At 67.1% G+C, this 23453-nt stretch carries 23 protein-coding genes; 18 read left to right on the top strand and 5 right to left on the bottom strand.

The window, feature by feature from the left end:
* Positions 1 to 48: 48 nt before the first annotated feature.
* The 4 genes from gltX to AQY21_RS19755 all read left to right on the top strand — a co-directional run bounded on the left by gltX (position 49) and on the right by AQY21_RS19755 (position 4131).
* Entirely contained in the window at positions 49 to 1455 is a 1407-nt protein-coding gene (gene gltX, locus AQY21_RS19770) for a glutamate--tRNA ligase (RefSeq protein ID WP_058099315.1), read from the top strand.
* Positions 1456 to 1509: 54 nt separating this feature from the next.
* Positions 1510 to 2802 carry a citrate synthase gene (gene gltA, locus AQY21_RS19765; protein ID WP_058099314.1) on the top strand — a complete coding sequence of 431 codons (1293 nt, stop codon included), beginning with the start codon at positions 1510 to 1512 and terminating at the stop codon, positions 2800 to 2802.
* A 68-nt stretch (positions 2803 to 2870) separates the two neighbouring features.
* Entirely contained in the window at positions 2871 to 3251 is a 381-nt protein-coding gene (locus tag AQY21_RS19760; protein WP_082658188.1) for a DUF1284 domain-containing protein, read from the top strand.
* 226 nt (positions 3252 to 3477) lie between these two features.
* Positions 3478 to 4131, top strand: a complete 654-nt coding sequence (locus AQY21_RS19755; protein WP_058099324.1) for an SDR family oxidoreductase — start codon at positions 3478 to 3480, stop codon at positions 4129 to 4131.
* Here the strand turns inward: AQY21_RS19755 and AQY21_RS19750 are convergent.
* A complete protein-coding gene (locus AQY21_RS19750; RefSeq protein ID WP_058099313.1) occupies positions 4128 to 5561 on the bottom strand; it encodes a cobyric acid synthase in 1434 nt (477 codons plus the stop codon). The genes AQY21_RS19755 and AQY21_RS19750 overlap by 4 nt on opposite strands.
* A gap of 54 nt (positions 5562 to 5615) precedes the next feature.
* Between AQY21_RS19750 and secG the strand changes: the two genes are divergently transcribed.
* The 11 genes from secG to AQY21_RS19695 all read left to right on the top strand — a co-directional run bounded on the left by secG (position 5616) and on the right by AQY21_RS19695 (position 15070).
* Positions 5616 to 6149: a preprotein translocase subunit SecG gene (secG, locus tag AQY21_RS19745; RefSeq protein ID WP_152988284.1), complete on the top strand. Its 534-nt coding sequence runs from the start codon at positions 5616 to 5618 to the stop codon at positions 6147 to 6149.
* A gap of 146 nt (positions 6150 to 6295) precedes the next feature.
* Complete coding sequence (locus AQY21_RS19740; protein WP_058099312.1) at positions 6296 to 7939, top strand: CTP synthase; 1644 nt, start codon at positions 6296 to 6298, stop codon at positions 7937 to 7939.
* Positions 7940 to 7986: 47 nt separating this feature from the next.
* A complete protein-coding gene (locus AQY21_RS19735; protein ID WP_058099311.1) occupies positions 7987 to 8442 on the top strand; it encodes a hypothetical protein in 456 nt (151 codons plus the stop codon).
* Positions 8443 to 8503: 61 nt separating this feature from the next.
* Positions 8504 to 9412: a polyphosphate kinase 2 gene (gene ppk2 / locus AQY21_RS19730; protein WP_058099310.1), complete on the top strand. Its 909-nt coding sequence runs from the start codon at positions 8504 to 8506 to the stop codon at positions 9410 to 9412.
* Between the two features lie 70 nt (positions 9413 to 9482).
* Positions 9483 to 9779 carry a DUF1330 domain-containing protein gene (locus AQY21_RS19725; protein ID WP_058099309.1) on the top strand — a complete coding sequence of 99 codons (297 nt, stop codon included), beginning with the start codon at positions 9483 to 9485 and terminating at the stop codon, positions 9777 to 9779.
* A gap of 52 nt (positions 9780 to 9831) precedes the next feature.
* Positions 9832 to 10293: a TerB family tellurite resistance protein gene (locus AQY21_RS19720; RefSeq protein ID WP_058099308.1), complete on the top strand. Its 462-nt coding sequence runs from the start codon at positions 9832 to 9834 to the stop codon at positions 10291 to 10293.
* A 124-nt stretch (positions 10294 to 10417) separates the two neighbouring features.
* Positions 10418 to 11239, top strand: a complete 822-nt coding sequence (locus AQY21_RS19715) for an ABC transporter ATP-binding protein (protein WP_058099307.1) — start codon at positions 10418 to 10420, stop codon at positions 11237 to 11239.
* Between the two features lie 23 nt (positions 11240 to 11262).
* Positions 11263 to 11985 (top strand): transporter substrate-binding domain-containing protein, encoded by a 723-nt coding sequence (locus AQY21_RS19710; RefSeq protein ID WP_058099306.1) that lies wholly within the window; start codon positions 11263 to 11265, stop codon positions 11983 to 11985.
* 47 nt (positions 11986 to 12032) lie between these two features.
* Entirely contained in the window at positions 12033 to 12911 is an 879-nt protein-coding gene (locus AQY21_RS19705; protein WP_058099305.1) for an ABC transporter permease, read from the top strand.
* Positions 12908 to 13735, top strand: coding sequence for an ABC transporter permease (locus AQY21_RS19700; protein ID WP_058099304.1), 828 nt, complete (start codon positions 12908 to 12910; stop codon positions 13733 to 13735). Before AQY21_RS19705 ends, AQY21_RS19700 begins: the two co-directional genes overlap by 4 nt.
* A 3-nt stretch (positions 13736 to 13738) precedes the next feature.
* Positions 13739 to 15070 (top strand): glutamine synthetase family protein, encoded by a 1332-nt coding sequence (locus AQY21_RS19695; protein WP_058099303.1) that lies wholly within the window; start codon positions 13739 to 13741, stop codon positions 15068 to 15070.
* A 46-nt stretch (positions 15071 to 15116) separates the two neighbouring features.
* Here AQY21_RS19695 and miaB read toward each other — a convergent pair whose 3' ends face one another.
* The 4 genes from miaB to AQY21_RS19675 all read right to left on the bottom strand — a co-directional run bounded on the left by miaB (position 15117) and on the right by AQY21_RS19675 (position 19977).
* Positions 15117 to 16454 (bottom strand): tRNA (N6-isopentenyl adenosine(37)-C2)-methylthiotransferase MiaB, encoded by a 1338-nt coding sequence (gene miaB / locus AQY21_RS19690; protein ID WP_058099302.1) that lies wholly within the window; start codon positions 16452 to 16454, stop codon positions 15117 to 15119.
* Between the two features lie 112 nt (positions 16455 to 16566).
* Entirely contained in the window at positions 16567 to 18039 is a 1473-nt protein-coding gene (locus tag AQY21_RS19685) for a carboxypeptidase M32 (protein ID WP_058099301.1), read from the bottom strand.
* Positions 18036 to 19181 (bottom strand): heme A synthase, encoded by a 1146-nt coding sequence (gene ctaA / locus AQY21_RS19680; protein WP_058099300.1) that lies wholly within the window; start codon positions 19179 to 19181, stop codon positions 18036 to 18038. Before ctaA ends, AQY21_RS19685 begins: the two co-directional genes overlap by 4 nt.
* Before the next feature lie 55 nt (positions 19182 to 19236).
* Positions 19237 to 19977 carry an RNA methyltransferase gene (locus AQY21_RS19675; RefSeq protein WP_058099299.1) on the bottom strand — a complete coding sequence of 247 codons (741 nt, stop codon included), beginning with the start codon at positions 19975 to 19977 and terminating at the stop codon, positions 19237 to 19239.
* A gap of 74 nt (positions 19978 to 20051) precedes the next feature.
* Between AQY21_RS19675 and AQY21_RS19670 the strand changes: the two genes are divergently transcribed.
* From AQY21_RS19670 to AQY21_RS19660, 3 genes are all read left to right on the top strand, one after another.
* Entirely contained in the window at positions 20052 to 20663 is a 612-nt protein-coding gene (locus AQY21_RS19670) for a thiamine phosphate synthase (RefSeq protein WP_058099298.1), read from the top strand.
* A gap of 190 nt (positions 20664 to 20853) precedes the next feature.
* A complete protein-coding gene (guaA, locus tag AQY21_RS19665; protein WP_058099297.1) occupies positions 20854 to 22413 on the top strand; it encodes a glutamine-hydrolyzing GMP synthase in 1560 nt (519 codons plus the stop codon).
* A 226-nt stretch (positions 22414 to 22639) separates the two neighbouring features.
* Complete coding sequence (locus AQY21_RS19660; RefSeq protein WP_058099296.1) at positions 22640 to 23449, top strand: GNAT family N-acetyltransferase; 810 nt, start codon at positions 22640 to 22642, stop codon at positions 23447 to 23449.
* The last annotated feature ends 4 nt before the right edge of the window (positions 23450 to 23453 follow it).

Raw genomic sequence — 23453 nt, 5'->3', positions numbered from 1 at the left:
AACGGCCGCGGCCAATGACCCCATTTTCTGAAACTGACCGGATCGCCGATGACTGATTCCCGCCCTGTCGTGACCCGCTTCGCGCCCTCGCCCACCGGCTATCTGCATATCGGGGGCGCGCGGACGGCCCTGTTCAACTGGCTCTATGCCCGCGGCCGGGGCGGAAAGTTCCTGCTGCGGATCGAGGATACCGACCGCGCCCGCTCGACCCCCGAGGCGACCGAGGCGATCTTGCAGGGCCTGCGCTGGCTGGGCCTGGACTGGGACGGCGAGCCGGTCAGCCAGTTCGCCGGGGTCGCCCGCCATGCCGAGGTCGCCCGCGCCATGCTGGAAAACGGCACCGCCTATAAATGCTTCTCGACCGCCGAGGAAATCGAGGCCTTCCGCGAAAAGGCCAGGGCCGAGGGGCGCTCGACCCTGTTCCTGTCGCCCTGGCGCGACGCCGATCCGGCCAGTCTGCCCGAAGGGCCCTATGCGATCCGGCTGAAAGCGCCGCGCGACGGCGAGACCGTGGTGCGGGACGCCGTGCAGGGTGACGTGACCTTCGGCAATGCGCAGCTCGACGACATGGTGCTGCTGCGCTCGGACGGGACGCCGACCTATATGCTGGCGGTGGTGGTGGACGATCACGACATGGGCGTGACCCATGTGATCCGGGGTGACGATCACCTGACCAATGCCGCGCGGCAGATCCAGATCTATCAGGCCATGGGCTGGGACATCCCGGTCTTTGCCCATATCCCGCTGATCCACGGGCCGGACGGCAAGAAGCTGTCCAAGCGCCATGGCGCGGTCGGCCTGCACGAATATGCCGCCATGGGCTATCCGGCGGCGGCGATGCGCAACTATCTGGCGCGCCTGGGCTGGAGCCATGGCGACGACGAGCTGTTCGACGATGCTCAAGCCAGGGCCTGGTTCGATCTGGACGGAATCGGCAAGGCCCCGGCCCGACTGGATTTCAAGAAGCTGGAACATGTCAGCGGCTGGCATATCGCCAGGATGAGCGATACCGAACTGATGGACGAGATCGCGGCTTTCCGCGCTGCGACCGGCGCCGAACCCTTGTCGGAACGCCAGATCGCCTGGCTGCGCCCGGCGCTGGGTGCCTTGAAAACCAAGGCAAAAACCCTGCCCGCCCTGCTCGACCAGGCACATTTCGCGCTGATCGACCGGCCGGTCGCGGTCGAGGAGAAGGCGGCGGCGGCGCTGGATACTGTATCCCGTCGTATACTGAACGAATTGACTGCCGCGGTGCAGAATGCTAGCTGGGAGCGCAACGAACTCGAGGCGGCGGCCAAGCGGATTGGCGAGTCGCACGGGCTGGGGCTGGGCAAGGTGGCGGCGCCGCTGCGTGCGGCCCTCGCGGGGCGCAGTTCGACCCCCAGCGTGTTCGATATGATGTTGGCGCTTGGCCGCGACGAAACGCTGGCCCGGATGCAGGATCAAGCGGGCTGAGACCCGCGCCCATCACCCGGCCCGCGGGCCGGAGACAGGTGAAAGGAACTGGGAATGGCAGAAGAAAAAACCGCAAGGCTGCATCTCGCGGGCAAGGATTACGACCTCGCGGTCCTGTCCCCGACCGCGGGGCCGGATGTGGTCGATATTCGCAAGCTTTACAGCGAGGCGGATGTCTTCACCTATGACCCCGGCTTCACCTCGACGGCGTCCTGCGATTCGACGATCACCTATATCGACGGCGACAAGGGCGAGCTGTGGTATCGCGGCTACCCGATCGAGCAGCTGGCCTCGGAATCGCATTATCTCGAGGTCTGCTACCTGCTGCTTTACGGCGAACTGCCCAACAAGGACCAGCTGGTCGATTTCGAGACCCGCATCACCCGCCACACCATGGTGCATGAGCAGATGCACTATTTCTTCCGCGGCTTCCGCCGCGACAGCCACCCGATGGCGACCATGGTCGGCGTGGTCGGGGCGATGTCGGCCTTCTATCACGACTCGATCGACATCAACGACCCGGTGCAGCGCGAGATCGCCTCGATCCGGCTGATCGCCAAGGTGCCGACCATCGCCGCCATGGCCTATAAGTATTCGCTGGGCCAGCCCTTCGTCTATCCCCGGAACGAGCTGGATTACGCCAGCAATTTCCTGCACATGTGCTTCTCGGTCCCGGCCGAGCCCTATCATGTCGATCCGGCGCTGTCGCGGGCCATGGACCGCATCTTCACCCTGCATGCCGATCACGAGCAGAACGCCTCGACCTCGACCGTGCGGCTGGCGGGCTCCTCGGGCGCGAACCCCTTCGCCTGCATCGCCGCCGGCATCGCCTGCCTCTGGGGCCCGGCGCATGGCGGCGCCAACCAGGCCTGCCTGGAGATGCTGCGCGAGATCGGCTCGGTCGAGCGCATTCCGGAATTCCTCGCCCGCGCCAAGGACAAGAACGACCCGTTCCGGCTGATGGGCTTCGGCCATCGCGTCTACAAGAACTTCGACCCGCGCGCCAAGGTGATGAAGGAATCGGCCGACGAGGTGCTGGACCTTCTGGGCGTGCACAACAACCCGACGCTGCAAGTTGCCAAGGAGCTGGAGCGGATCGCGCTGGAGGACGAGTATTTCGTCTCGAAGAAGCTTTATCCGAACGTGGATTTCTATTCCGGCATCATCCTCGAGGCGATGGGCTTCCCGACCTCGATGTTCACGCCGATCTTCGCGCTGTCGCGCACCGTCGGCTGGATCTCGCAGTGGAAGGAGATGATCGCCGATCCGCAGAACAAGATCGGCCGGCCGCGCCAGCTCTATGTCGGCTCGCCGCGGCGCGACTACAAGCCGCTGGACGCCCGCTGAGCGGTCACGAACAGGAACAGGACCGGCCCCGGACAAACTCCGGGGCCGTTCTGCTGCGCCCGCATCACGTGCTTTGCTCGATCGGCTGGCAGGGGCGCGGCTATTCGCCGGAGTTCACCGAGAACATGAACGCCATCGTGCATGGCCGGCTGCGCGCCGATCCGCAGACGCCGGTGGTCTTTACCGTCATGGCCGATTCGATCTGCGGCCCCTGCCCCTCGCGGCGCGGCATGGGCTGCACCGCGGACGACCGGATCGGCCGGCTGGACAGGCGCCATGCCGCGGCGCTGGGCATCCGCTCGGGTCAGCGCATGACCTGGGCCGAGGCGCAGGCCCGCGCCGCCGCCCGGTTGCAGCCCGAGGATCTGGGCCGGATCTGCAATGGTTGCCAATGGCTGGACCTCGGCCTTTGCCAGACCGCCCTGGCGAAACTGCAACAGACGGGATGAAGGCGCCGCGCCTGGGATGGCGGGCGACTGCGGCGGGCGCCGCGATCCTGCCGCTGGCCTCCCCCCCGTCCGAGATCGCACAACCGCAGCGCCGCAGCCGGCAGGGCAGTGAATGGCCCGCCGGTTTCCGAAGCGACGATGCCGACGAAAAGTCAATGTGACGCACCCCTTTGCTGCCCTGTGCAAGGGGCTTGCGCAGGGCCGCGGCCGGTGCGAAATCGGCGCCATGACCGAGCATGACAAAATCGCGCTGATCACCGGCGCCTCGCGCGGCCTTGGCGCCGCTTTGGCCGAAACCCTCGCCGCGCGCGGCTGGCACATCCTGGCCGTCGCCCGCACAACCGGCGCGTTGGAGGAGTTGGACGACCGCATCCGCCGGGCCGGGGGCTCGGCCACGCTAGCGCCGATGGATGTCGGCCAGCCTGAGGCCATGATGCAGATGGTGGAGGCCGTCACGGGACGCTGGGGCGGGCTGGACCTCTGGGCGCATACGGCAATCCATGCCGCGCCGCTGTCGCCGGCCGGCCATATCGACGCCAAGGATTTCCAGAAATCGGTCGACCTGAACATCGTCACCACGCGCGGATTGATCGGGCTGATCGAGCCGCTGCTGCGCGCGCGCAAGGGCACGGCGCTGTTTTTCGACGACCAGCGCGCCGGGCAGAAATTCTTCGGCAGCTACGGCGCCACCAAGGCCGGGCAGATCGCCCTGGCCCGCAGCTGGCAGACCGAGAACGAAACCCTCGGCCCGCGCGTCGTCATCGCCGAGCCGGCGCCGATGCCGACCGCGGTGCGGGCGCGTTTCTTTCCCGGCGAGGACCGCGCGCGGCTGACCCCCTGCCAGGCCGAGGCCGAACGCATCCTGTCGGAAATCCTTTAGCGCGCCAGCGCGAAAAGCCGGTCGATGTCCAGATGCGCCTCGAGATGCGCGGCCAGCCGGTCGAGCACAGCCTCGACGCCGGCGCCGTAATCCAGCGCCGAGGCCGCGCCGAACTGCCCAAGCCAGGCGGCGCGGAAACCGTCGCCCGAAAACAGCCCGTGCAGATAGGTGCCGGCGACCCGCCCGTCGGGGCTGGTGGCACCGTCCGGTTCGGGGATATGGGCGAAGGGGCGGGCGCAATCCGGGCCTTCGGTGCGGCCCATGTGAATCTCGTAACCCTCGAGGGGCTGGCCGAGCGCGGTGCCTTCGATGCGGGTCAGGCGCTTCTCGGCCGCCATGCGGGTCTCGACATCCAGCAGGCCCAGCCCGGGGGTGCTGCCGGGATCGCCGTCATGACCGTCGGGGTCGTGGACCCAGTGCCCCAGCATCTGGTAGCCGCCGCAGATGCCCAGCACCCGGCCGCCGCGCCGCAGATGCGCGGCCAGGTCGATGTCCCAGCCCTGCTGGCGCAGAAAGGCCAGATCGCCCCGCGTCGATTTCGTGCCCGGCAGGATCACCAGATCGACATCGCCCGGCAGCGCCTGTCCAGGCGGAACCATGGTCAGACGCACTCCCGGCTCGGCCGCCAGCGGGTCGAGATCGTCGAAATTGGCGATGCGGGACAGCATCGGGCAGGCGATATGCAGGCTTCCGCCCCCCGAGGCGTGGCGCAAGTCCACCGCATCCTCGGCCGGCAGAAGCGCGGCATCCGGGAACCATGGCACAAGGCCGAGATCCGGCCAGCCGGTGCGCTCGGCGATGAAGGCACGCCCGGCATCGAACAGCGAGGGATCGCCGCGAAAACGGTTGATGACGAAGCCACGGATCATCGCCGCGTCCGCCGGGTCGATCACCGCCTGCGTGCCGACGATCTGCGCGATCACGCCGCCGCGGTCGATGTCGCCGGCCAGCACCACCGGCACCTCGGCAGCGCGGGCGAATCCCATGTTGGCGATGTCGCGGGCGCGCAGGTTGACCTCGGCCGGGCTGCCGGCCCCCTCGACCAGCACCAGATCATATGCGGCACGCAGCCTGGCGAAACTGTCCAGCACCGCGCCCAGCAGTTGCGCCTTCAAGGCACCGTAATCCGCCGCCGCCGCCCGCGTCACGGCACGGCCCTGCACCACCACCTGCGCGGCCCGGTCGGTCTCGGGCTTCAAGAGCACCGGGTTCATGTGGACCGAGGGGGCCAGCCCCGCCGCCCGTGCCTGAAGCGCCTGCGCCCGGCCGATCTCGCCCCCGTCCGGGGTCACGGCGGCATTGTTCGACATGTTCTGCGGCTTGAAGGGCGCCACGGCGATGCCGCGCCGCCTTGCGGCCCGGCACAACCCCGCCACCAGCAGGGATTTTCCCACATTCGACCCGGTTCCCTGCATCATCAGCGCGCCCATGCCCGCCCCCGCTTGCCAATCCGTGCCTTGGTGACTAGATAGGCGCGTCGCTGAATGAAAGGCCCCGTGGTGGAAAACGTCGTTCTTACCGTGCATCTGATCCTCGCCGTGCTTCTGATCGGGGTGGTGCTGCTGCAGCGGTCCGAAGGTGGCGGCCTTGGCATGGGCAGCGGCGGCGGCAGCGGCGTCATGACCGGCCGCCAGGCGGCGAACGCGCTGTCGCGCCTGACCTGGATCTTTGCCATCGGCTTCATCATCACCTCGATGACGCTGACGCTGATCGCCGCGCAGAACGCCTCCAGCGGCTCGATCGTGGACCAGTTGAATCTCGGCGGCTCGCAGCCCGCCCCAGCGACCAGCCTGCCCGGCATCGGCGATTACGTCCCGCCGCCCGGCGCGGGCCAGCCCGTGGTTCCGGGGGCCGGCCAGCCGGTCGCACCGCCGGCACCCGCAACCGAAGCCCCGACCCAGATCCCCGCCGCGCCCGCCGAGGGCAGCGCGCCGGTGACGCCGCCGCCGGCCGAAGCGCCGGCGCAGGACGCCCCGGCAGAGACGCCGGCACCGACCCCGGCACCGGCCAACAACTGACACCACAACTTGGGGGCGCGACAGGCGCCCCTTACAACAACTTGCGGTCCGTTGCGGCCACGGGATAAATCGGATATGACTCGAGTCCCGTGACGCCGCCCAGATTCGGGCCGCGATCGTCTATTTGATTACTCACGGGGGCCTCGATGGCGCGTTACATCTTCATCACCGGCGGTGTGGTTTCTTCCCTTGGCAAGGGACTGGCATCGGCGGCGCTGGGGGCGCTGTTGCAGGCGCGCGGCTTCACGGTGCGGCTGCGCAAGCTCGATCCCTACCTGAACGTCGATCCCGGCACCATGAGCCCCTTCGAGCATGGCGAGGTCTTCGTCACCGACGACGGCGCCGAGACCGACCTGGACCTTGGCCATTACGAGCGTTTCACCGGGGTTTCGGCGCGCAAGACCGACTCGGTCTCGTCCGGGCGGATCTATTCCAACGTGCTGGAAAAGGAACGCCGCGGCGCCTATCTGGGCAAGACGATCCAGGTCATCCCGCACGTCACCAACGAGATCAAGGATTTCCTGGCCGTGGGCGAGGATGAGGTCGATTTCATGCTTTGCGAGATCGGCGGCACGGTCGGCGATATCGAGGGCCTGCCCTTCTTCGAGGCGATCCGGCAATTCGCCCAGGAACGCGCGCGCGGGCAATGCATCTTCGTGCATCTGACGCTGCTGCCCTGGCTGGCCGCAAGCGGAGAGTTGAAGACCAAGCCGACCCAGCATTCGGTCAAGGAGCTGCGCTCGATCGGCATCGCCCCCGACGTGCTGGTCTGCCGCAGCGAGCAGCCGATCCCGGAAAAGGAACGTGCCAAGATCGCGCTGTTCTGCAATGTCCGCCCGGATGCGGTGATCCCGGCCTATGACCTGAAGTCGATCTACGAGGCGCCCTTGGCCTATCACCGCGCGGGCCTCGACCAGGCGGTGCTGGACGCCTTCCAGATCAGCCCCGCCCCGCGCCCCGACCTGACGCGCTGGGAGGACGTGATGGACCGGCTGGAAAATGCCGAGGGTCAGGTCCGCATCGCCGTGGTCGGCAAATACACCCAGCTGGAAGACGCCTATAAATCCATCGCCGAGGCGCTGACCCATGGCGGCATGGCCAATCGCGTAAGGGTCAAGGCCGATTGGGTGGACAGCGAGAAGCTGGAGGGCGAGGGCGCGCATCTGCTGGACGGCTATAACGGCATCATCGTGCCCGGCGGGTTCGGCGAACGCGGCACCGAGGGCATGGTCGCCGCCGCGAGATACGCGCGCGAGAAGAAGGTGCCCTATCTGGGCATCTGCCTGGGCATGCAGATGGCGGTGATCGAGGCGGCGCGCAATCTGGCCGCCATGCCCGACGCCGGCTCCGAGGAATTCGACCACGAGGCTGGCAAGACCCGCTTCACCCCGGTGGTCTATCACCTCAAGGAATGGGTGCAGGGCAACTATACCGTGCAGCGCAAGGTCACGGACGACAAGGGTGGCACCATGCGGCTGGGCGCCTATACCGCCGTGCTGGCACCGGGCTCGAAGATCTCCGAGGTCTATGGCGGGGCGCTGGAGATCGAGGACCGCCACCGCCACCGCTACGAGGTGGATGCCCGGTATCGCGATCAGCTGGAGGCGGCGGGCCTGTCCTTCTCGGGCATGTCGCCGGACGGGCGGCTGCCCGAGGTGGTCGAATACCGCGACCATCCCTGGTTCATCGGCGTGCAATCGCATCCCGAGCTGAAATCCAAGCCCTTCCAGCCCGCGCCGCTGTTCGCCGGCTTCGTGCGCGCGGCCATGGATAACGAACGGCTGGTCTGAAGCGCCGCACCGCGCCATAGTGTCGGGACCAGACGAACGGTTCCGACATGCGCCTTGCCCTGATCCCGATGCTGCTGCTTTGCGCCGCGCCCGCCCTGGCGGATGCGCCGCTATTCCTGCTCGACCAGACCCGCCTGCCCTTCGACCTTGGGCCTGGCGCGCCGCAGAATGCGCCGGCCAGGACCTCGAACTCGCCGCATGCCGCCGCCAATTCGGCGGCCAGCCCGGCCAACAGCGCGTCGAGCTATGCCAATTCGCCGCGCAACCCGGCCAATGAGAAGCGGGTGATCTTCACCGCGGACGGCACGGTCGTCGGCTATTACGCCCCGAACGGCTCGGGGACGCTGAACCTGTTCACCGTGACCGGCAAGCGCGTCGCCTATCGCCCCAGGGGCAGCAAGAGCCTGTTTTCCAGCGACGGGCGCTGGTGCGGCACCGTGGCGGATGCCAGCGGCGGCGGCTTCGCCTTCGGCATCACCCGCGATTGCGCCGGGCTGTTCTAGGAGGCGACACGGGATTGTCACATTGCGCGGCTAGACCGCGGGCAAGACAGCAGGAGATCCCATGCAGGACCAAGCGCCCAAGGATTGGCTCGAAGCCGAGCTTCAGGACACGCTCGACGAGGATGTCGAGATCGAGATGGAGGATGCGGTCCTGTCGCAGGAGATCGCCCGCATCTATCGCCAGACCCATCCCGACCAGCTGCCGCGTGCCGATTATTTCCGTGAGCTGCTGCGGCTTCAGGCGGAACTCATCAAGCTTCAGGACTGGGTAGCCCATCACAAGGAGAAGGTGGTGGTGATCTTCGAGGGCCGCGACAGTGCCGGCAAGGGCGGCGCGATCAAGCGCATTACCCAGCGCCTGAATCCCCGCGTCGCCCGCGTCGTCGCCCTGCCCGCGCCCTCGGACCGCGAAAAGACGCAATGGTATTTCCAGCGCTACGTGCCGCATCTGCCGGCCGGGGGCGAAATCGTGCTGTTCGACCGCAGCTGGTACAACCGCGCCGGGGTCGAACGGGTCATGGGCTTCGCCTCCGAGGAGGAGGTGCAGCAGTTCTTCGACGACGTGCCGGAATTCGAGCGGATGCTGGTGCGTTCCGGCATCCGGCTGGTGAAATACTGGTTCTCGATCACCGACGAGGAACAGCAGATGCGCTTCCTGATGCGCATCCACGACCCGCTGAAACAGTGGAAGCTGTCGCCCATGGACCTGCAATCCCGCATCCGCTGGGAGGATTACACCAAGGCCAAGGAGGAGATGTTCGAGCGTACCAACATCCCCGAGGCGCCCTGGTATATCGTGCCCGGCAACGACAAGAAGCGGGCGCGGCTGAACTGCATGGCGCATCTGCTGACACAGGTCCCCTATGAGCCAGTGCCGCATGAGGAGATCACCCTGCCCGACCGGGTCTTCAACCCGGATTACGAGCGCGAGGTCCTGCCGCCCGAGCTTTACGTGCCGCAACGTTACTAAGGCGGGATCGGGCTTGCGGCGGCGCCTGCGCGCGGCATGATCGGCGCCGAGCAACCGCAAGGAAACCGCCATGCCCAAAGCCTATTGGATCGGCCATGTCACGGTCGACGACCCCGCCGCCTATGAGGCCTATCGCCAGGCCAATGCCGTCGCCTTCGCCAAATATGGCGCGCGTTTCCTGGTGCGCGGCGGGGCGCAGCAGGTGGTCGAGGGCCAGATCCGCCCGCGCAGCGTGGTGATCGAATTCGTCGATCTGGAGACCGCCCGCGCCTGCTATCACAGCCCCGAATATCAGGCGGCGCTGGCGCTGCGGCAGCCCTGCTCGATCGCCGATCTCGCCATCGTCGAGGGCTGGGAACCTGCCTGACAAATTTCGCCCGGCATATTGTTGCGCCGCGAAAATGCCTTAATATCCGGCCATGTTCCGCAATCTTCTGAGCCGCCTTTTCATCGACTCCCCCGATTCCTCGCACCTGCGCGGGCAGGATGCCGAGGTCGCAGTCGCATCCCTGCTGGTCCGCCTGGCCCGCGCCGACGATCACTACGGCAAGGCCGAGCAGCAGCGCATCGATCAGGTGCTGGCCCGACGCCGGGGGCTTGGTGCCGCCGAGGCGGCCGAACGGCGCGCGGCGGCCGAGATGATCGAGGCCGAGGCCCCCGATACCGTCCGCTTCACCCGCATCATCAAGGACCGCGTGGACCTGCAAGACCGGCAGGAGATCATCGCCGCCCTGTGGGAGATCGCCTATGCCGACGGCAGCCGCAATGCCGACGAGGAATCGCTGGTGCGACTGGTGGCCGGGCTGCTGGGCGTGAACGACCGCGATTCGGCGCTGGCGCGGCAAAGGGCGCTGGACGATCTGGGGTTGTCCGGCAAGTGACCCCGCAACGCCGCCAAACCCCGCCTGCGCCGCCCGCCCTCCGGGCGTCTCATCGCCGCACCCTGCCCGGAAAGCCTGTGACGAAAGCGTTGCAATCGCCCGGCAAATATCGCCTCATATTCGCATGAGCCAGACAGAAACGACCCTTGCCGCCGCCGATCCGAACGCCGATCCGTCCCGCGTGCCGGTGATAGAAATCAGAGAGCTGCACAAGGCCTATGGTCCGCTTCAGGTCATCCGGGGCGTCAGCCTGGCCGCGCCGCGCGGCCATGTCATCAGCCTCATCGGCTCCTCCGGCTCGGGCAAGTCCACGCTGCTGCGCTGCTGCAACCTGCTCGAGGACAGCCAGCAGGGCGAGATCCTGTTCGAGGGCGAGGCGGTGAAATGGCGCGGCACGGGGCTCGCCCGTATGCCCGCCGACCGGGCGCAGGTGACGCGGCTGCGCACCAACCTGTCCATGGTGTTCCAGCAGTTCAACCTGTGGTCGCACATGACCATCCTGCAAAACGTCATGGAGGCGCCGGTCCATGTGCTGAAGCGCAACCCCGCCCAGGTCGAGACGCGGGCGCGCGAGCTGCTGGCCAAGGTCGGCATCGGCGACAAGGCCGATGCCTGGCCGGCGCAGCTGTCCGGCGGCCAGCAGCAGCGCGCCGCCATCGCCCGGGCGCTGTGCATGGAGCCCCGGGCGCTGCTGCTGGATGAGCCGACCAGCGCGCTCGACCCCGAATTGCAGCAAGAGGTGGTGCGCGTCATCAAGGACCTGGCCGCCGAACACCGCACCATGCTGCTGGTCACCCATGACATGCGGCTGGCGGCCGATGTCAGCGACCACGTGGTCTTCCTGCATCAGGGCCGCATCGAGGAGGAGGGGCCGCCGGCGCAGCTTTTCGGTGCACCGCGGTCCGAACGGCTGCGCCAGTTCCTGAGCGCGACCATGACCGAATGAGAAAACCAACAGGAGAGAAAAGCATGAAGAAACTGATGCTTGCCGCCGCAGCTTTCGCGCTGACCGCGGGCATGGGCATGGCACAGACGGTGCGCATCGCCACCGAGGGCGCCTATCCTCCCTACAATTTCATCAACGACCAGGGCCAGGTGGCCGGCTTCGAGGTCGATCTGGGCAATGAGCTGTGCAAGCGGGCCGAACTGCAATGCACCTGGGTCAAGAACGACTGGGATTCGATCATCCCGAACCTGGTCTCGGCGAACTATGACGCGATCATGGCGGCGATGAGCATCAACGAGGAGCGCAAGCAGGTCATCGCCTTCACCGAGGACTACCTGCCGCCGGCGCCCTCTTCCTATGTGGCGCTCGAAGAGGGGGCGAACCTGGAAACCGGCATCGTCGCGGTCCAGACCGGGACGGTCCAGGCATCCCATGTCGCCGACACGCAGGCGACGATGCTGGAATACCCGAATATCGACCAGGTCTTCGCCGCCGTCCGCAATGGCGAGGCCGATGCGGCCTTCGGCGATCACGAGGTCATGCGCCCCTTCGTCGAGGACAGCGAGGACCTGATCTTCGTCGGCGAGCAGGTCCACCTGGACGAGGGCATCGGCATCGGCGTGCGCCAGTCCGACAACGAACTGCGCGAAAAGCTGAACGCGGCGATCAACGCGATGAAGCAGGACGGCAGCCAGAACGAGCTGATCAAGAAGCATTTCGGCGAGGATGCGCAGACCTACGAATGACCTGATGCCGCCGCGGTGAGTGCCGCGGCGGCCAAACCGGCGGCACGATGTTTTCCTATTGCACCGACCCCTCTGCCCTGGACGGGCTTGCCTGGTTGTCATGCTATCTGACGACCGGCAACCACATGCTGTTCTATGCCAGCTTCGGCACGGTGCTGCTGCTTCTGGCCATCACCGCGCCGGTGGCGCTGCTGTTCGGCTTCGGCGGAGCCATGGCCTCCCGCTCGCGCATCGCGGGGGTGCGCTGGTTCGGCCGCATCTACACTTCGATGGTGCGCGGCGTGCCCGACATCATCTTCTTCCTGTTTGTGCCCATCGCGCTGGACCAGGCTTTCGAATGGCTGCGTTCGCGCGTCTATTGCGACCCTTCGGTGCCGGTGCGGCAGGGCAATGAGTTCATCGTCTGCGCCGCCGCCAAGCTGCCGCTCTCCACCTCGCCGGAATGGGTGCATCAGGCCTATGGCATCTTCCTGGCGGTGATCGCCTTTGCCGTGGTCTTCGGCGCCTTCGCGGCCAATGTGCTGCATGGCGCGATGAACGCCGTGCCGCACGCCCAGCTGGAAACAGCCGAGGCCTATGGCATGAGCCCGCGCCAGGTGAACCGGCGCATCCTGATCCCGCAGATGTGGACCTATGCCCTGCCGGGCCTCGCCAATCTGTGGATGATCCTCATCAAGGCCACACCGCTGCTGTTCGTGCTGGGGGTCGAGGACATCGTCTATTGGGCGCGCGAGCTGGGCGGCGCCAAGACCCGCGCCTATGCCTATCCGCATCCCGACTGGCGGCTTTACTATTTCCTGGCCATCCTGGTCTTCTATCTGCTGATGACCTGGGGCTCCGAGCGGTTCTTCGACCGCATCCGGGCAAGGCTGTCGCGCGGCCAGGCCACCGCCGCCGGCGAGGCGATGCGAAAGGCCGCGCCATGAACCAATGCCTACAAACCATCCAGGATTACGGGCTGCGCGCCCTCGGCATCGGCGAGCGGTTGCTGCCGCGCAGCGGCTTCACCTTGTGCGAGCAGTTCACGCTGATCGGCTCGGGCCTAATCTGGAACGTCTATTTCGCGGCGCTGGCGGTGTTTCTGGGCTTCTTTCTGGCCAACCTGCTGGCCGTGGCCAAGGCCAGCGGCAATCCCTGGGCCCGCAAGCCGGCGGAATGGTTCATCTTCCTGTTCCGCGGCAGCCCGCTGTTCATCCAGTTCTTCCTGGCCTACGAGATGCTGGTGCAATTGCCGCGCGCCGGCATCGACCTATTCGGCATCACCGTGCAGACCAGCTGGATGACCCGGGCCTGGGCCGGCGCGCTGCTGGTGCTGGTGCTGAACACCGCCGCCTATTCGGCCGAGATCTTCTATGGCGCGCTGCGCAATCTGCCCAAGGGCGAGCTCGAGGCCGCCGATGCCTATGGCATGGCCGGCTGGACCCGCTATCGCCGCGTGGTCTGGCCAACCGCGATGCGGCTCGCCTGGCCCGCCTATACCAATGAGGCGATCTTCCTGTTCCACGCCACCACGCTGGTGTTCTTTTCCGGTTTTCCGGCCTTTCAGCAGCGGGGCGACGCACTCTATTACGCCAATTACTTCGCCGACAAGACCTTCAACCCCTTCATCGCCTATCCGATCGTGGCGGGCTATTTCGTGCTGCTGACCATCTGCCTGATCGCGCTGTTCGGCATGGTGAACCGCCGGCTGAACCGCCACCTTCCCGGCGCGGCGAAGAAGATCCGATACAGGCCCAATCTCATCAGGTGATCCATGGACTGGCTGCGCGAGCATCCCGACGTCAAGACCATCCGCATCGCAGCCGCCGACCTCAACGGCGTCGCGCGCGGCAAGCGGGTTCCGGCACGCTTTGCCGACAAGATCCTGACCGAGGGCACGAAATTCCCGTTCTCGGTGCTGAACATGGACATCTGGGGCGAGGATATCGAGGACAGCCCGCTGGTCTTTCAGGCCGGCGACCCTGACGGGCTGCTTCTGCCGACCGAACGCGGCTTCATGCCCATGCCTTGGCTGGAGGCGCCCACCGGCCTTCTGCCGATCTGGATGTTCCATCTGGACGGCCGCCCCTATGAGGGAGATCCGCGCCAGGCGCTGGCCCGGGTGGTCGAACGCTACCAGGCCGCGGGCCTGACCCCGGTTGTCGCGACCGAACTAGAGTTCTTCCTGATCGACGATTCGGGCGGTCAGTTGCGGGTGCCGCCCAGCCCACGCTCCGGCAAGCGCCGCACGGGGGCGGAAACGCTGTCCCTGCGCGCGCTCGACGCCTTCGACCGCTTCTTCACCGCGCTCTACGACGCCTGCGAGGCGATGGACATTCCCGCCGATACCGCCATCTCGGAGGCGGCGCCCGGCCAGTTCGAGATCAACCTGATGCATCAGGCCGATCCGCTGAAGGCCGCTGACGACGCCTGGCTGTTCAAACTGCTGGTCAAGGGGCTGGCGCGGCGCTACGGCTTTGCCGGTTCCTTCATGGCCAAGCCCTATGAGGAATGGAACGGCTCGGGCATGCACATGCATTTCTCGGTGCTGGACCGGCAGGGCCGCAACGTCTTCGACAATGGCGGCGAGGAAGGGTCCGAGGTGCTGCGCCATGCCGTGGCCGGCTGCCTTGCCGCCATGCCCGGCTCGACCCTGCTGTTTGCGCCGCATGAGAACAGCTATGACCGGCTGGTGCCGAACGCCCATGCGCCGACCGGCATCGGCTGGGCCTATGAGAACCGCACCTCGGCCATCCGCATCCCCTCCTCCGGCCCCAAGGCGCGACGGATCGAGCATCGCGTGGCGGGCGGCGACGTGAACCCCTATCTGACGGTCGCGGCGGTGCTGGGCGCGGCGCTGAACGGCATCGAGGATCGGGCCGAACCGCCGCCGCCGATCAAGGGCAATGCCTATGAGCTGGGGCTGGAACAGCTTCCCGGCAGCTGGGGCGCGGCCATCGGCGCCTTCGAGGCCTCGCCCGAGATCAAGCGCATCTTCCCCGCGCATCTGATCGAGAATTTCGTGATGACCAAGCGGCAGGAACTGCACTACATGGCCGAGCTTTCGGACGAGGAAACCGTCGAGCTTTACCTCGACACGGTCTGACCGCCGCAGCGCCCTCGCCAGCCGGCGCCAGCGCCGGCTCCGGCCTTCAGGCCGCCAGCACTCCAGCCAGCGAGTTCGGCGCGCTATGGGTGATGCGCACGCGCACCAGATCGCCGACCTTGGCCTGCGGCGCCTCGACAAAGACCGCGTGCAGATAGTCCGACTTGCCGACCATCTGGCCGGGATTGCGGCCGGGCTTTTCGAACAGCACGCCCAGCTCGCGCCCGACCATGCCCTCCTGCGCCGCCTTCTGCTGGCTGGTCAGTAACGCCTGCAATTCCTGCAGGCGCGCATCAGCCACGGCGCCCTCGACCTCCGGCCGCTCATAGGCCGGGGTGCCCGGGCGCGGCGAATACTTGAAGCTGAAGGCGGTGCCGAAATTCACCGCGCGCACCAGATCCAGCGTATCCTGATGGTCCCGGTCGGTCTCACCGGGGAAGCCGACGATGAAATCGCTGGTCAGCATGATGTCGGGCCGCGCCTCGCGGATGCGCCCGATCAGCCGCAGATACTGGTCCACCGTATGCTTGCGGTTCATCGCCTTGAGGATCCGGTTCGAACCCGACTGCACCGGCAGGTGCAGATAGGGCATCAGCTTCGGCTCGTCGCGATGCGCCGCGATCAGGTCGTCGGCCATGTCGTTCGGGTGGCTGGTGGTATAGCGGATGCGGTCCAGCCCGTCGATTTCCGCGATCGCCCGGATCAGCCGGCCGAAGCCCCATTCGGCCCCCTCCGGCCCCTCTCCATGCCAACCGTTGACGTTCTGACCCAGAAGCGTGATCTCGCGCACGCCCCGCGCGACCAGGTCGCGCGCCTCGGCCAGGATGCGCGAGACCGGGCGCGACACCTCGGCCCCCCGCGTATAGGGCACGACGCAAAAGGCGCAGAACTTGTCGCAGCCCTCCTGCACGGTCAGGAAGGCCGCCGGCGCGCGCCTCGTGGCGGCGGGCTTCGGCAGATGCTCGAACTTGTCCTCGGCCGGGAATTCGGTATCGACGCCCCTGCCCGCGCGCACCATGGCCGGCAGCCGGTGATAGGCCTGCGGCCCCACCACCAGATCGACGATGGGCATGCGGCGCTGGATCTCCTCGCCCTCGGCCTGGGCGACGCAGCCAGCGACACCGATCTTCAGATCCGGCCTGTCCGCCTTCAGGGGCTTCAGCCGCCCCAGGTCGGAATAAAGCTTCTCGGCCGCCTTTTCCCGGATATGGCAGGTGTTCAGCAGCACCATGTCGGCGTCCGACTGGTTGTCGGTCAGGACATAGCCCTCGGCGCCCATGGCCTCGGCCATGCGCTGGCTGTCATAGACGTTCATCTGGCAGCCATAGGTCTTGATGAAAAGCTTCTTCACCGCCGGGGCGGGCTTGCTGGCTGGGTCACTCATGCCGTGCTGTCCTTGGGATCGACGCCTGATACAGGAAAACGCCCGGCTTGGAAAGACCGGCCGCCCTCGCGCCCGGCCGCCGGTTTCACCGTTTCACAAATACTCCCCGGCCTCAAAGCCGGTAGATGGCCGAGAATTTCTCTTCCAGGTAGTCGAGAAGCGGCCCTTCGCCGACATCGGCACCGGTCGCCTGTTCGATCAGTTGGCGCTGCGGATAAAGCCCGCCATGGCGCTGCATGTTCTCGCGCAGCCATTCGACCGCCGGGTCGGCCTCGCCGCGCGCCAGCGCCTCGTCCAGGTCCGGCACCGCGGCGCGCAGCGCGGCATGCAGACAGCCGGCATAGACGTTCCCCAGCGCATAGGTCGGGAAATAGCCGAACAGCCCCACCGCCCAATGCACGTCCTGCAGGACGCCATTGGCCGGCCGATCCACCGCCACCCCGAAATCGCGCAGGAAGCGGGTATTCCAGGCCTCCACCAGATCCTCGACATCCAGCCGGCCGGCGATCAGCTCGCGCTCCAGGTCGAAGCGCAGCATGATGTGCAGATTGTATTGCACCTCGTCGGCCTCGGTGCGGATGAAGCCGGGGGTGACGCGGTTCGCGGTGGCGTAGAAGGCATCGGCATCGGGCACCGACAGCCCGCCGAAGGCATCCGACATGCGCCGGTAAAGCCAGCCGGTAAAGGCACGGCTGCGGCCGAGCTGGTTCTCGTAGATCCGGCTCTGGCTTTCATGTGCGCCCATCGAGACGCCACGGCCCAGGGGCGTGAAGGCATAGTCGCTGTCAATGCCCAGCTCATAGCTGGAATGCCCGACCTCGTGGATGGTCGAATAGAGGCAGTTGAACGGATCGGTCTCCACCACCCGCGTGGTGATGCGGCTGTCCTGCCAGCGGCCCGAGCTGAACGGATGCACGGCGATGTCCATGCGGCCGCGCGTCCAGTCATAGCCGAAGGCGGTGGCGCAGGTTCGCGCCAGGCGCAGCTGCGTCTCCTGCGGGAAATGCCCGGCCAGCGGCTCGGGCTGGAACGCGGCGCCCAGCACGTCCTCGCGCAGCGCCACCAGCCGCGGCCGCATGGCGTCGAACAGCGCCGCGATCTCGGCCTGGGTGGTGCCGGGCTCGTAATCGTCCAGCAGCGCGTCGTAAAGATCGCCGCCATCGGCCAGCGCCGAGGCCTCCTCGCGCTTCAGCATCAGGATGTCGTTCAGCACCGGCAGGAAATCCTCGGGCGCGTCCTTGGCACGGGAATCGGCCCAGATGCCCTGCGCCAGCGAGGTCTGCCGTGCCAGTTCCGTCGCCAAGCGCGACGGGATGCGCGAGGCGCGGCGATAGTCGCGGGCGATCAGCTCGATGACGCGGGCATCCTCGTCATCCTCGGGCTCGGCCTGGTCCAGCCATTCGCCCAGGCGCGGATCGGTGCGGCGCTCGTGCAGCACCGATTCCATCGCCGCCATTTCCTCGGCGCGCTGCTCGACGGCGCCCCGAGGCATCACGGTTTCCTGGTCCCAGGCCAGCCGCTCGGCGACCGAGGACAACGCCTCGGTCTGGCGCTGGAAGGCGAGAAGATCGTCGAAAGCGCTCATCGGACAGTCCCCCGGACCGAGGTTTCAAAAGGATAGCGCGCATGGTGGCGCGCGCGCAGGATCAGCGTGAACAGTGCCACGGCACCGATCTGATGCGCCAGTGCCAAAGGCAGCGGCGAGGCATGCAGCACGTTCATGATGCCCAAAAGCACCTGCACGGCCAAGGCGGCCAGCATCGCGACATAGGCACCACGCGTCACCGGATGCGGCGAGCGCCGGGCACGCAGGAACACCACCACCGCGAAAGCCGCCAGCAGATAGCCGGTCATGCGATGGATGAACTGCACCAGCGCCGGGTTCTCGAAGAAATTGCGCCAACCCAGCGTCGCGTCCCAGATCTCGGCCGGAATCCATTCGCCGCCCATGGTCGGCCAGCCGGTATACATGCGCCCGGCATCGATCCCCGCGACCAGCGCCCCCAGCAGGATCTGGACGAAGGCCAGGTGCATGAGCCCGGTGGTCATCGAGAAAAGCTTCGCCTCGCCCGCCCGGCGGGCGCGCAACAGCGCCGCCTCGGACCGCGACAGCGCCAAAGCGTACCAGGCGATCAGGCCGAGAATGGCAAAGGCCAGTCCCAGATGCGTCGCCAGCCGATAGGAGGCCACGCGCACCATCTCGCCCGACAGTCCCGAATGCACCATCCACCAGCCGATGGCGCCCTGCGCGCCGCCCAGCACGCCCAGCAACAGCAGTCGCGGCGTCCAGCCAACGGGAATGCGCCTGGTGGCCAGGAAGAAGACGAAGCCCGCCGCCCAGGCCAGCCCCACCAGCCGGCCCAGCAGCCGGTGCGACCATTCCCACCAGTAGATCCGCTTGAAGCTCGCCAGGTCCATGTCGGAATTGACCAGCTGGAACTGCGGGATCTGCCGGTACTTGTCGAACTCGGCCTGCCAGGCGGCCTGGTCCATGGGCGGGATCGCCCCGGTCACCGGCTTCCATTCGGTGATCGACAGGCCCGAGCCGGTCAGCCGCGTCGCGCCGCCAAGCGCGATCATCGCCGCGACCATGACGAACAGCACGATCAGCCAGATGCGGATCGCGCCGCGCGCGCCCCTGGGGCCGGCATCGATCATGCCGCCAGCGGGTGGCGTGCTGCGCGGGGTCGTCTCGGTGACTTCCTGAAAGACGGGACGTCTTGCCATGTCAGCTTCCTTCTCGATCGGGCGCGACCTTGGCCCGCGCGCGCCCGGAAATCAATCAGCCGCGACGGATCAATTGCCGCAGCATGCCGTGGAAGATGCGCGTATCGGCGCGCGTCAGCGGCAGGCGCGACCAGAGATTGCGCAGCGTCAGCTGCATCGCCGGCGCCTTCTCGGGCGGGAAGAAGAAGCCGGCCTCGGCCAGCCGCTCCTCCCAATGATCGGCAAGCCGCTCGATCTCGAGCCGCGTCGCAAGAACCTCGCCATCGGGACGGCGACCCTGCGGGGCGGGCTGGGGCGGCAGGCTGTCCCGCGCCCATTCATAGCCGGTCAGCAGCACCGCCTGCGCCAGGTTCAGCGAGGGGAAATCAGGATTGACCGGCACGGTGATGATGGCATTGGCCCGGGCCACGTCCTCGTTCTCCAGCCCGGCGCGCTCGGGGCCGAAGATCACCGCGACCCGGCCGCCCTGCGCGACCCGGTCGCGGGCATCGGCCATGGCCGTGGCCGGGGCCAGCACCGGCTTGGTCAGTTCGCGCCCCCGCGCGGTGGTGGCATAGGCGTAATCCACATCCGCCATCGCCTCGGCCAGGGTGGCAAAGACCCGCGCCCGGTCCAGCACCCGGCCGGCGGCGCCCGAGGCCATGGCCACGGCGCGCGGATTCGGCCAGCCGTCGCGCGGCGCCACCAGCCGCATGTCGGCCAGGCCGAAGTTAAGCATGGCGCGCGCCGCCGCGCCGATGTTCTCGCCCATCTGCGGGCGCACGAGAATGATCGCCGGTTCCATGCGCGCGGCCATAACCTTCCGCAGACCTACTGGCAAGGCGCGCGGCGCTGCGCTATCTGCTTGCGGAACACGAGGATGACAGCGCCATGACAGACCAGCCCAATTCGCCGCAACTCTACCTGATCACCCCGGTCGGCGCGGCCGCCTCGACGCTGGGGCCGATGCTGGCCGAGGTCATGGACCGCTTTCCCATCGCCTGCCTGCGCATCCCGGGCGCCGGCACCGAAGAAGAGCTCGGCCGCATCGCTGATCTCGCGCGCGAGATCGCCCATGCCCGAGACGTGGCGGTGGTGATCGAGGATCATGTGCAACTGGCGCAACGCCACGGGCTGGACGGCGTGCATCTGACCAATGGCGCGCGCGGCGTGCGCCATGCCCGCAAGGAGCTGGGCCAGGACGCCATTGTTGGCACCTTCTGCGGCGCCTCGCGCCATGACGGCATGAATGCGGCCGAGGCGGGGGCCGATTACGTCAGCTTCGGCCCCTGCGGCGCCACCGTGCTCGGCCATGGCGAGACCGCGCCGCTGGAGCTGTTCCAATGGTGGTCGGAGATGATCGAGATCCCCGTCGTCGCCGAGGGTGCCCTGAGCCCGGCGCTGATCGGCCAGCTTGCCCCCGTCGCCGATTTCATCGCGCTTGGCGCCGAGATCTGGTCGGAACCGGACCCGGTCGAAGCCTTGGGGATTCTCTGGCGCTGACCGGCTCGGCGGCACCGCCGCATGGGTATTTGGACAACGAAGAAGTCGCCAGGAACCTTGTCCTTATCATCCTCGCTTCCGGGTAGCCGGCACCCGCCTCTTCTCCGTTGTCCAAATACCCATGCGAGCTCGCCGCGGGCACCCGCACCTGCCCCTTGCGCAGCGCCATGCCGCAGCCTAAAGCCTTGCCATGACCCAGCATCAGCGCCTTCTCATCATCGATTTCGGCTCCCAGGTCACGCAGCTGATTGCGCGCCGCCTGCGCGAGCTGAACGTCTATTGCGAAATCCACCCGTTCAACGCGGTCGATGACGCCTTCCTGAAAGACTTCGCCCCGCAGGCCGTGATCCTGTCGGGCGGCCCCGCATCGGTCACCCAGGCGGATTCGCCGCGTGCGCCGCAGAGCCTGTTCGACATGGGCGTGCCGGTCTTCGGCATCTGCTATGGCCAGCAGGTGATGATGGAGCAGTTGGGCGGCCGCGTCGAATCGGGCCATCATGCCGAATACGGCCGCGCCTTCATCGCCCCGGCCGAAGGGCACAAGGGCGACGGCATCTTCTCCGGCCTGTTCGAGACCGGCCGCGAGGAAGTCTGGATGAGTCATGGCGACCGCGTCACCCAGCTTGCGCCGGGCTTCGAGGTGATCGGCACTTCGCCCAATGCCCCCTTCGCCATGATCGCGGACGAGGCGCGCAAGTTCTTTGCCGTGCAGTTCCATCCCGAGGTCCATCACACCCCGAACGGCCGCCGGATGCTGGAGAACTTCGTCCGCATGGCGGGCTTTTCCGGCGACTGGACCATGGCCTCCTATCGGCAAGAGGCGATCCGCAAGATTCGCGAGCAGGTCGGGACCAAGCGGGTGATCTGCGGGCTGTCGGGCGGCGTCGACAGTTCGGTCGCCGCCGTGCTGATCCACGAGGCGATCGGCGACCAGCTGACCTGCGTCTTCGTCGATCACGGGCTCTTGCGGCTGAATGAGGCCGAGGAAGTCGTGACCATGTTCCGCGACAACTACAATATCCCGCTGATCCATGCCGACGAAAGCGAGTTGTTCCTGTCGGCGCTGGAGGGCGTCAGCGACCCCGAGGTCAAGCGCAAGACCATCGGCAAGCTGTTCATCGACGTGTTCCAGAAATACGCAAGCGAGATCGAGGGCGCGGAATTCCTGGCGCAGGGCACGCTTTACCCGGACGTGATCGAATCGGTCAGCTTCTCGGGCGGCCCCTCGGTCACCATCAAGAGCCACCACAATGTCGGCGGCTTGCCCGAGAAGATGGGGCTGAAGCTGGTCGAGCCGCTGCGCGAGCTGTTCAAGGACGAGGTCCGCGCCTTGGGCCGCGAACTCGGCCTGCCGGAAAAATTCATCGGTCGCCATCCGTTCCCCGGTCCGGGCCTTGCCATCCGCTGCCCGGGCGAGATCACCCGCGACAAGCTGGAGATCCTGCGCAAGGCCGATGCGGTCTTCATCGATCAGATCCGCAGGCACGGGCTCTATGACGAGATCTGGCAGGCCTTCGTCGCCATCCTGCCGGTGCGCACCGTCGGCGTGATGGGCGACGGGCGCACCTATGACTATGCCTGCGCGCTGCGCGCCGTGACCTCGGTCGATGGCATGACAGCGGATTACTATCCGTTCAGCCATGAGTTCCTGGGCGAGACCGCGACGCGGATCATCAACGAGGTAAAGGGCATCAACCGCTGCACCTATGACATCACCTCGAAGCCACCGGGCACCATCGAGTGGGAATGACCCATGGGGCGGCCGATGCGCCGCCCTTTTCATTTGCCGAACGCGGTGCGGGAAATCCCGTCTCGCCGCAACAATATGCACCGCGCAAATTGACAAAGCCCGCCCGATGTCGCCCGATAGGTTATCGCAGCTAACGGGTTCGGGAACGGGATGCATGCGCTTGGCGCTGCCGATCGCCACATCCGGATCCTCCGTCGCTGCGCCACATTCAACCGAGGAATTCGCCATGAGTTGCGCCTGCGGACATCATCACAATCATTCCCCACCCATCGTCGCCGCCGGCGAGGAGATCCGGCTGGACCGGCCGCTGGTCGCGATTGCCGGCCAGCTGATCTGCAAGGATGCCGCTCAGATGCTGCTGGCTCTGGACCTACTGACAGAACATGCCGAGCTGAGCCGCGCCGAACCGGGCAATCTGCGCTTCGACCTTGCCCAGGCCGAGGACCCGCTGGTCTGGGAGCTGAGCGAACTTTACGCCGACGAGGCGGCCTTCCAGGCCCATCGCGACCGGCTGAGGGACAGCCGCTGGGGGCGCGAAAGTCGCGGCATCGACCGCGCGCTGGAGCGCAAGGACGTCATGCCCCGCATCCGCGCCGAGCTGCGCCACGATCATCAGCCCGTCGCCGAACTGCTGACCCGTGCCTTCGATGGCCCTGCCGAGGCGCGGCTGGTCGATGCGCTGCGCGCCGCGGGCGACCTGGCGCTGTCGCTGGTGGCCGAGGCCGAGGGCACGGTGATCGGCCATGTCGCCCTGTCGCCACTCAGGGCCCAGGGACCGGCGCTGGCGCTGGCGCCGCTGGCCGTGCATCCCGCCGTGCAGTTGCGCGGTATCGGTGAGGCGCTGACCCGCGCCGCCCTTGCCGGTTTCGAGGACCACACCATCGTCGTTCTGGGCGACCCGACCTATTATGGCCGCTTCGGCTTCGTGCCGGCCGATCTCGATTCGCCCTATGCCGGGCCGCATCTGATGGCGCTGGGGCCGCGGCTGCCCGCCGGCAGCCGCATCGCCCATGCCCCGGCCTTTGCCAGGCTCTGATGGG

It is taken from the genome of Paracoccus sp. MKU1, assembly GCF_001447385.1.
Lineage (GTDB): Bacteria > Pseudomonadota > Alphaproteobacteria > Rhodobacterales > Rhodobacteraceae > Paracoccus.
Note: the sequence above shows the minus strand (reverse complement) of the source record. Positions and strands in the feature narration are given on the sequence as shown.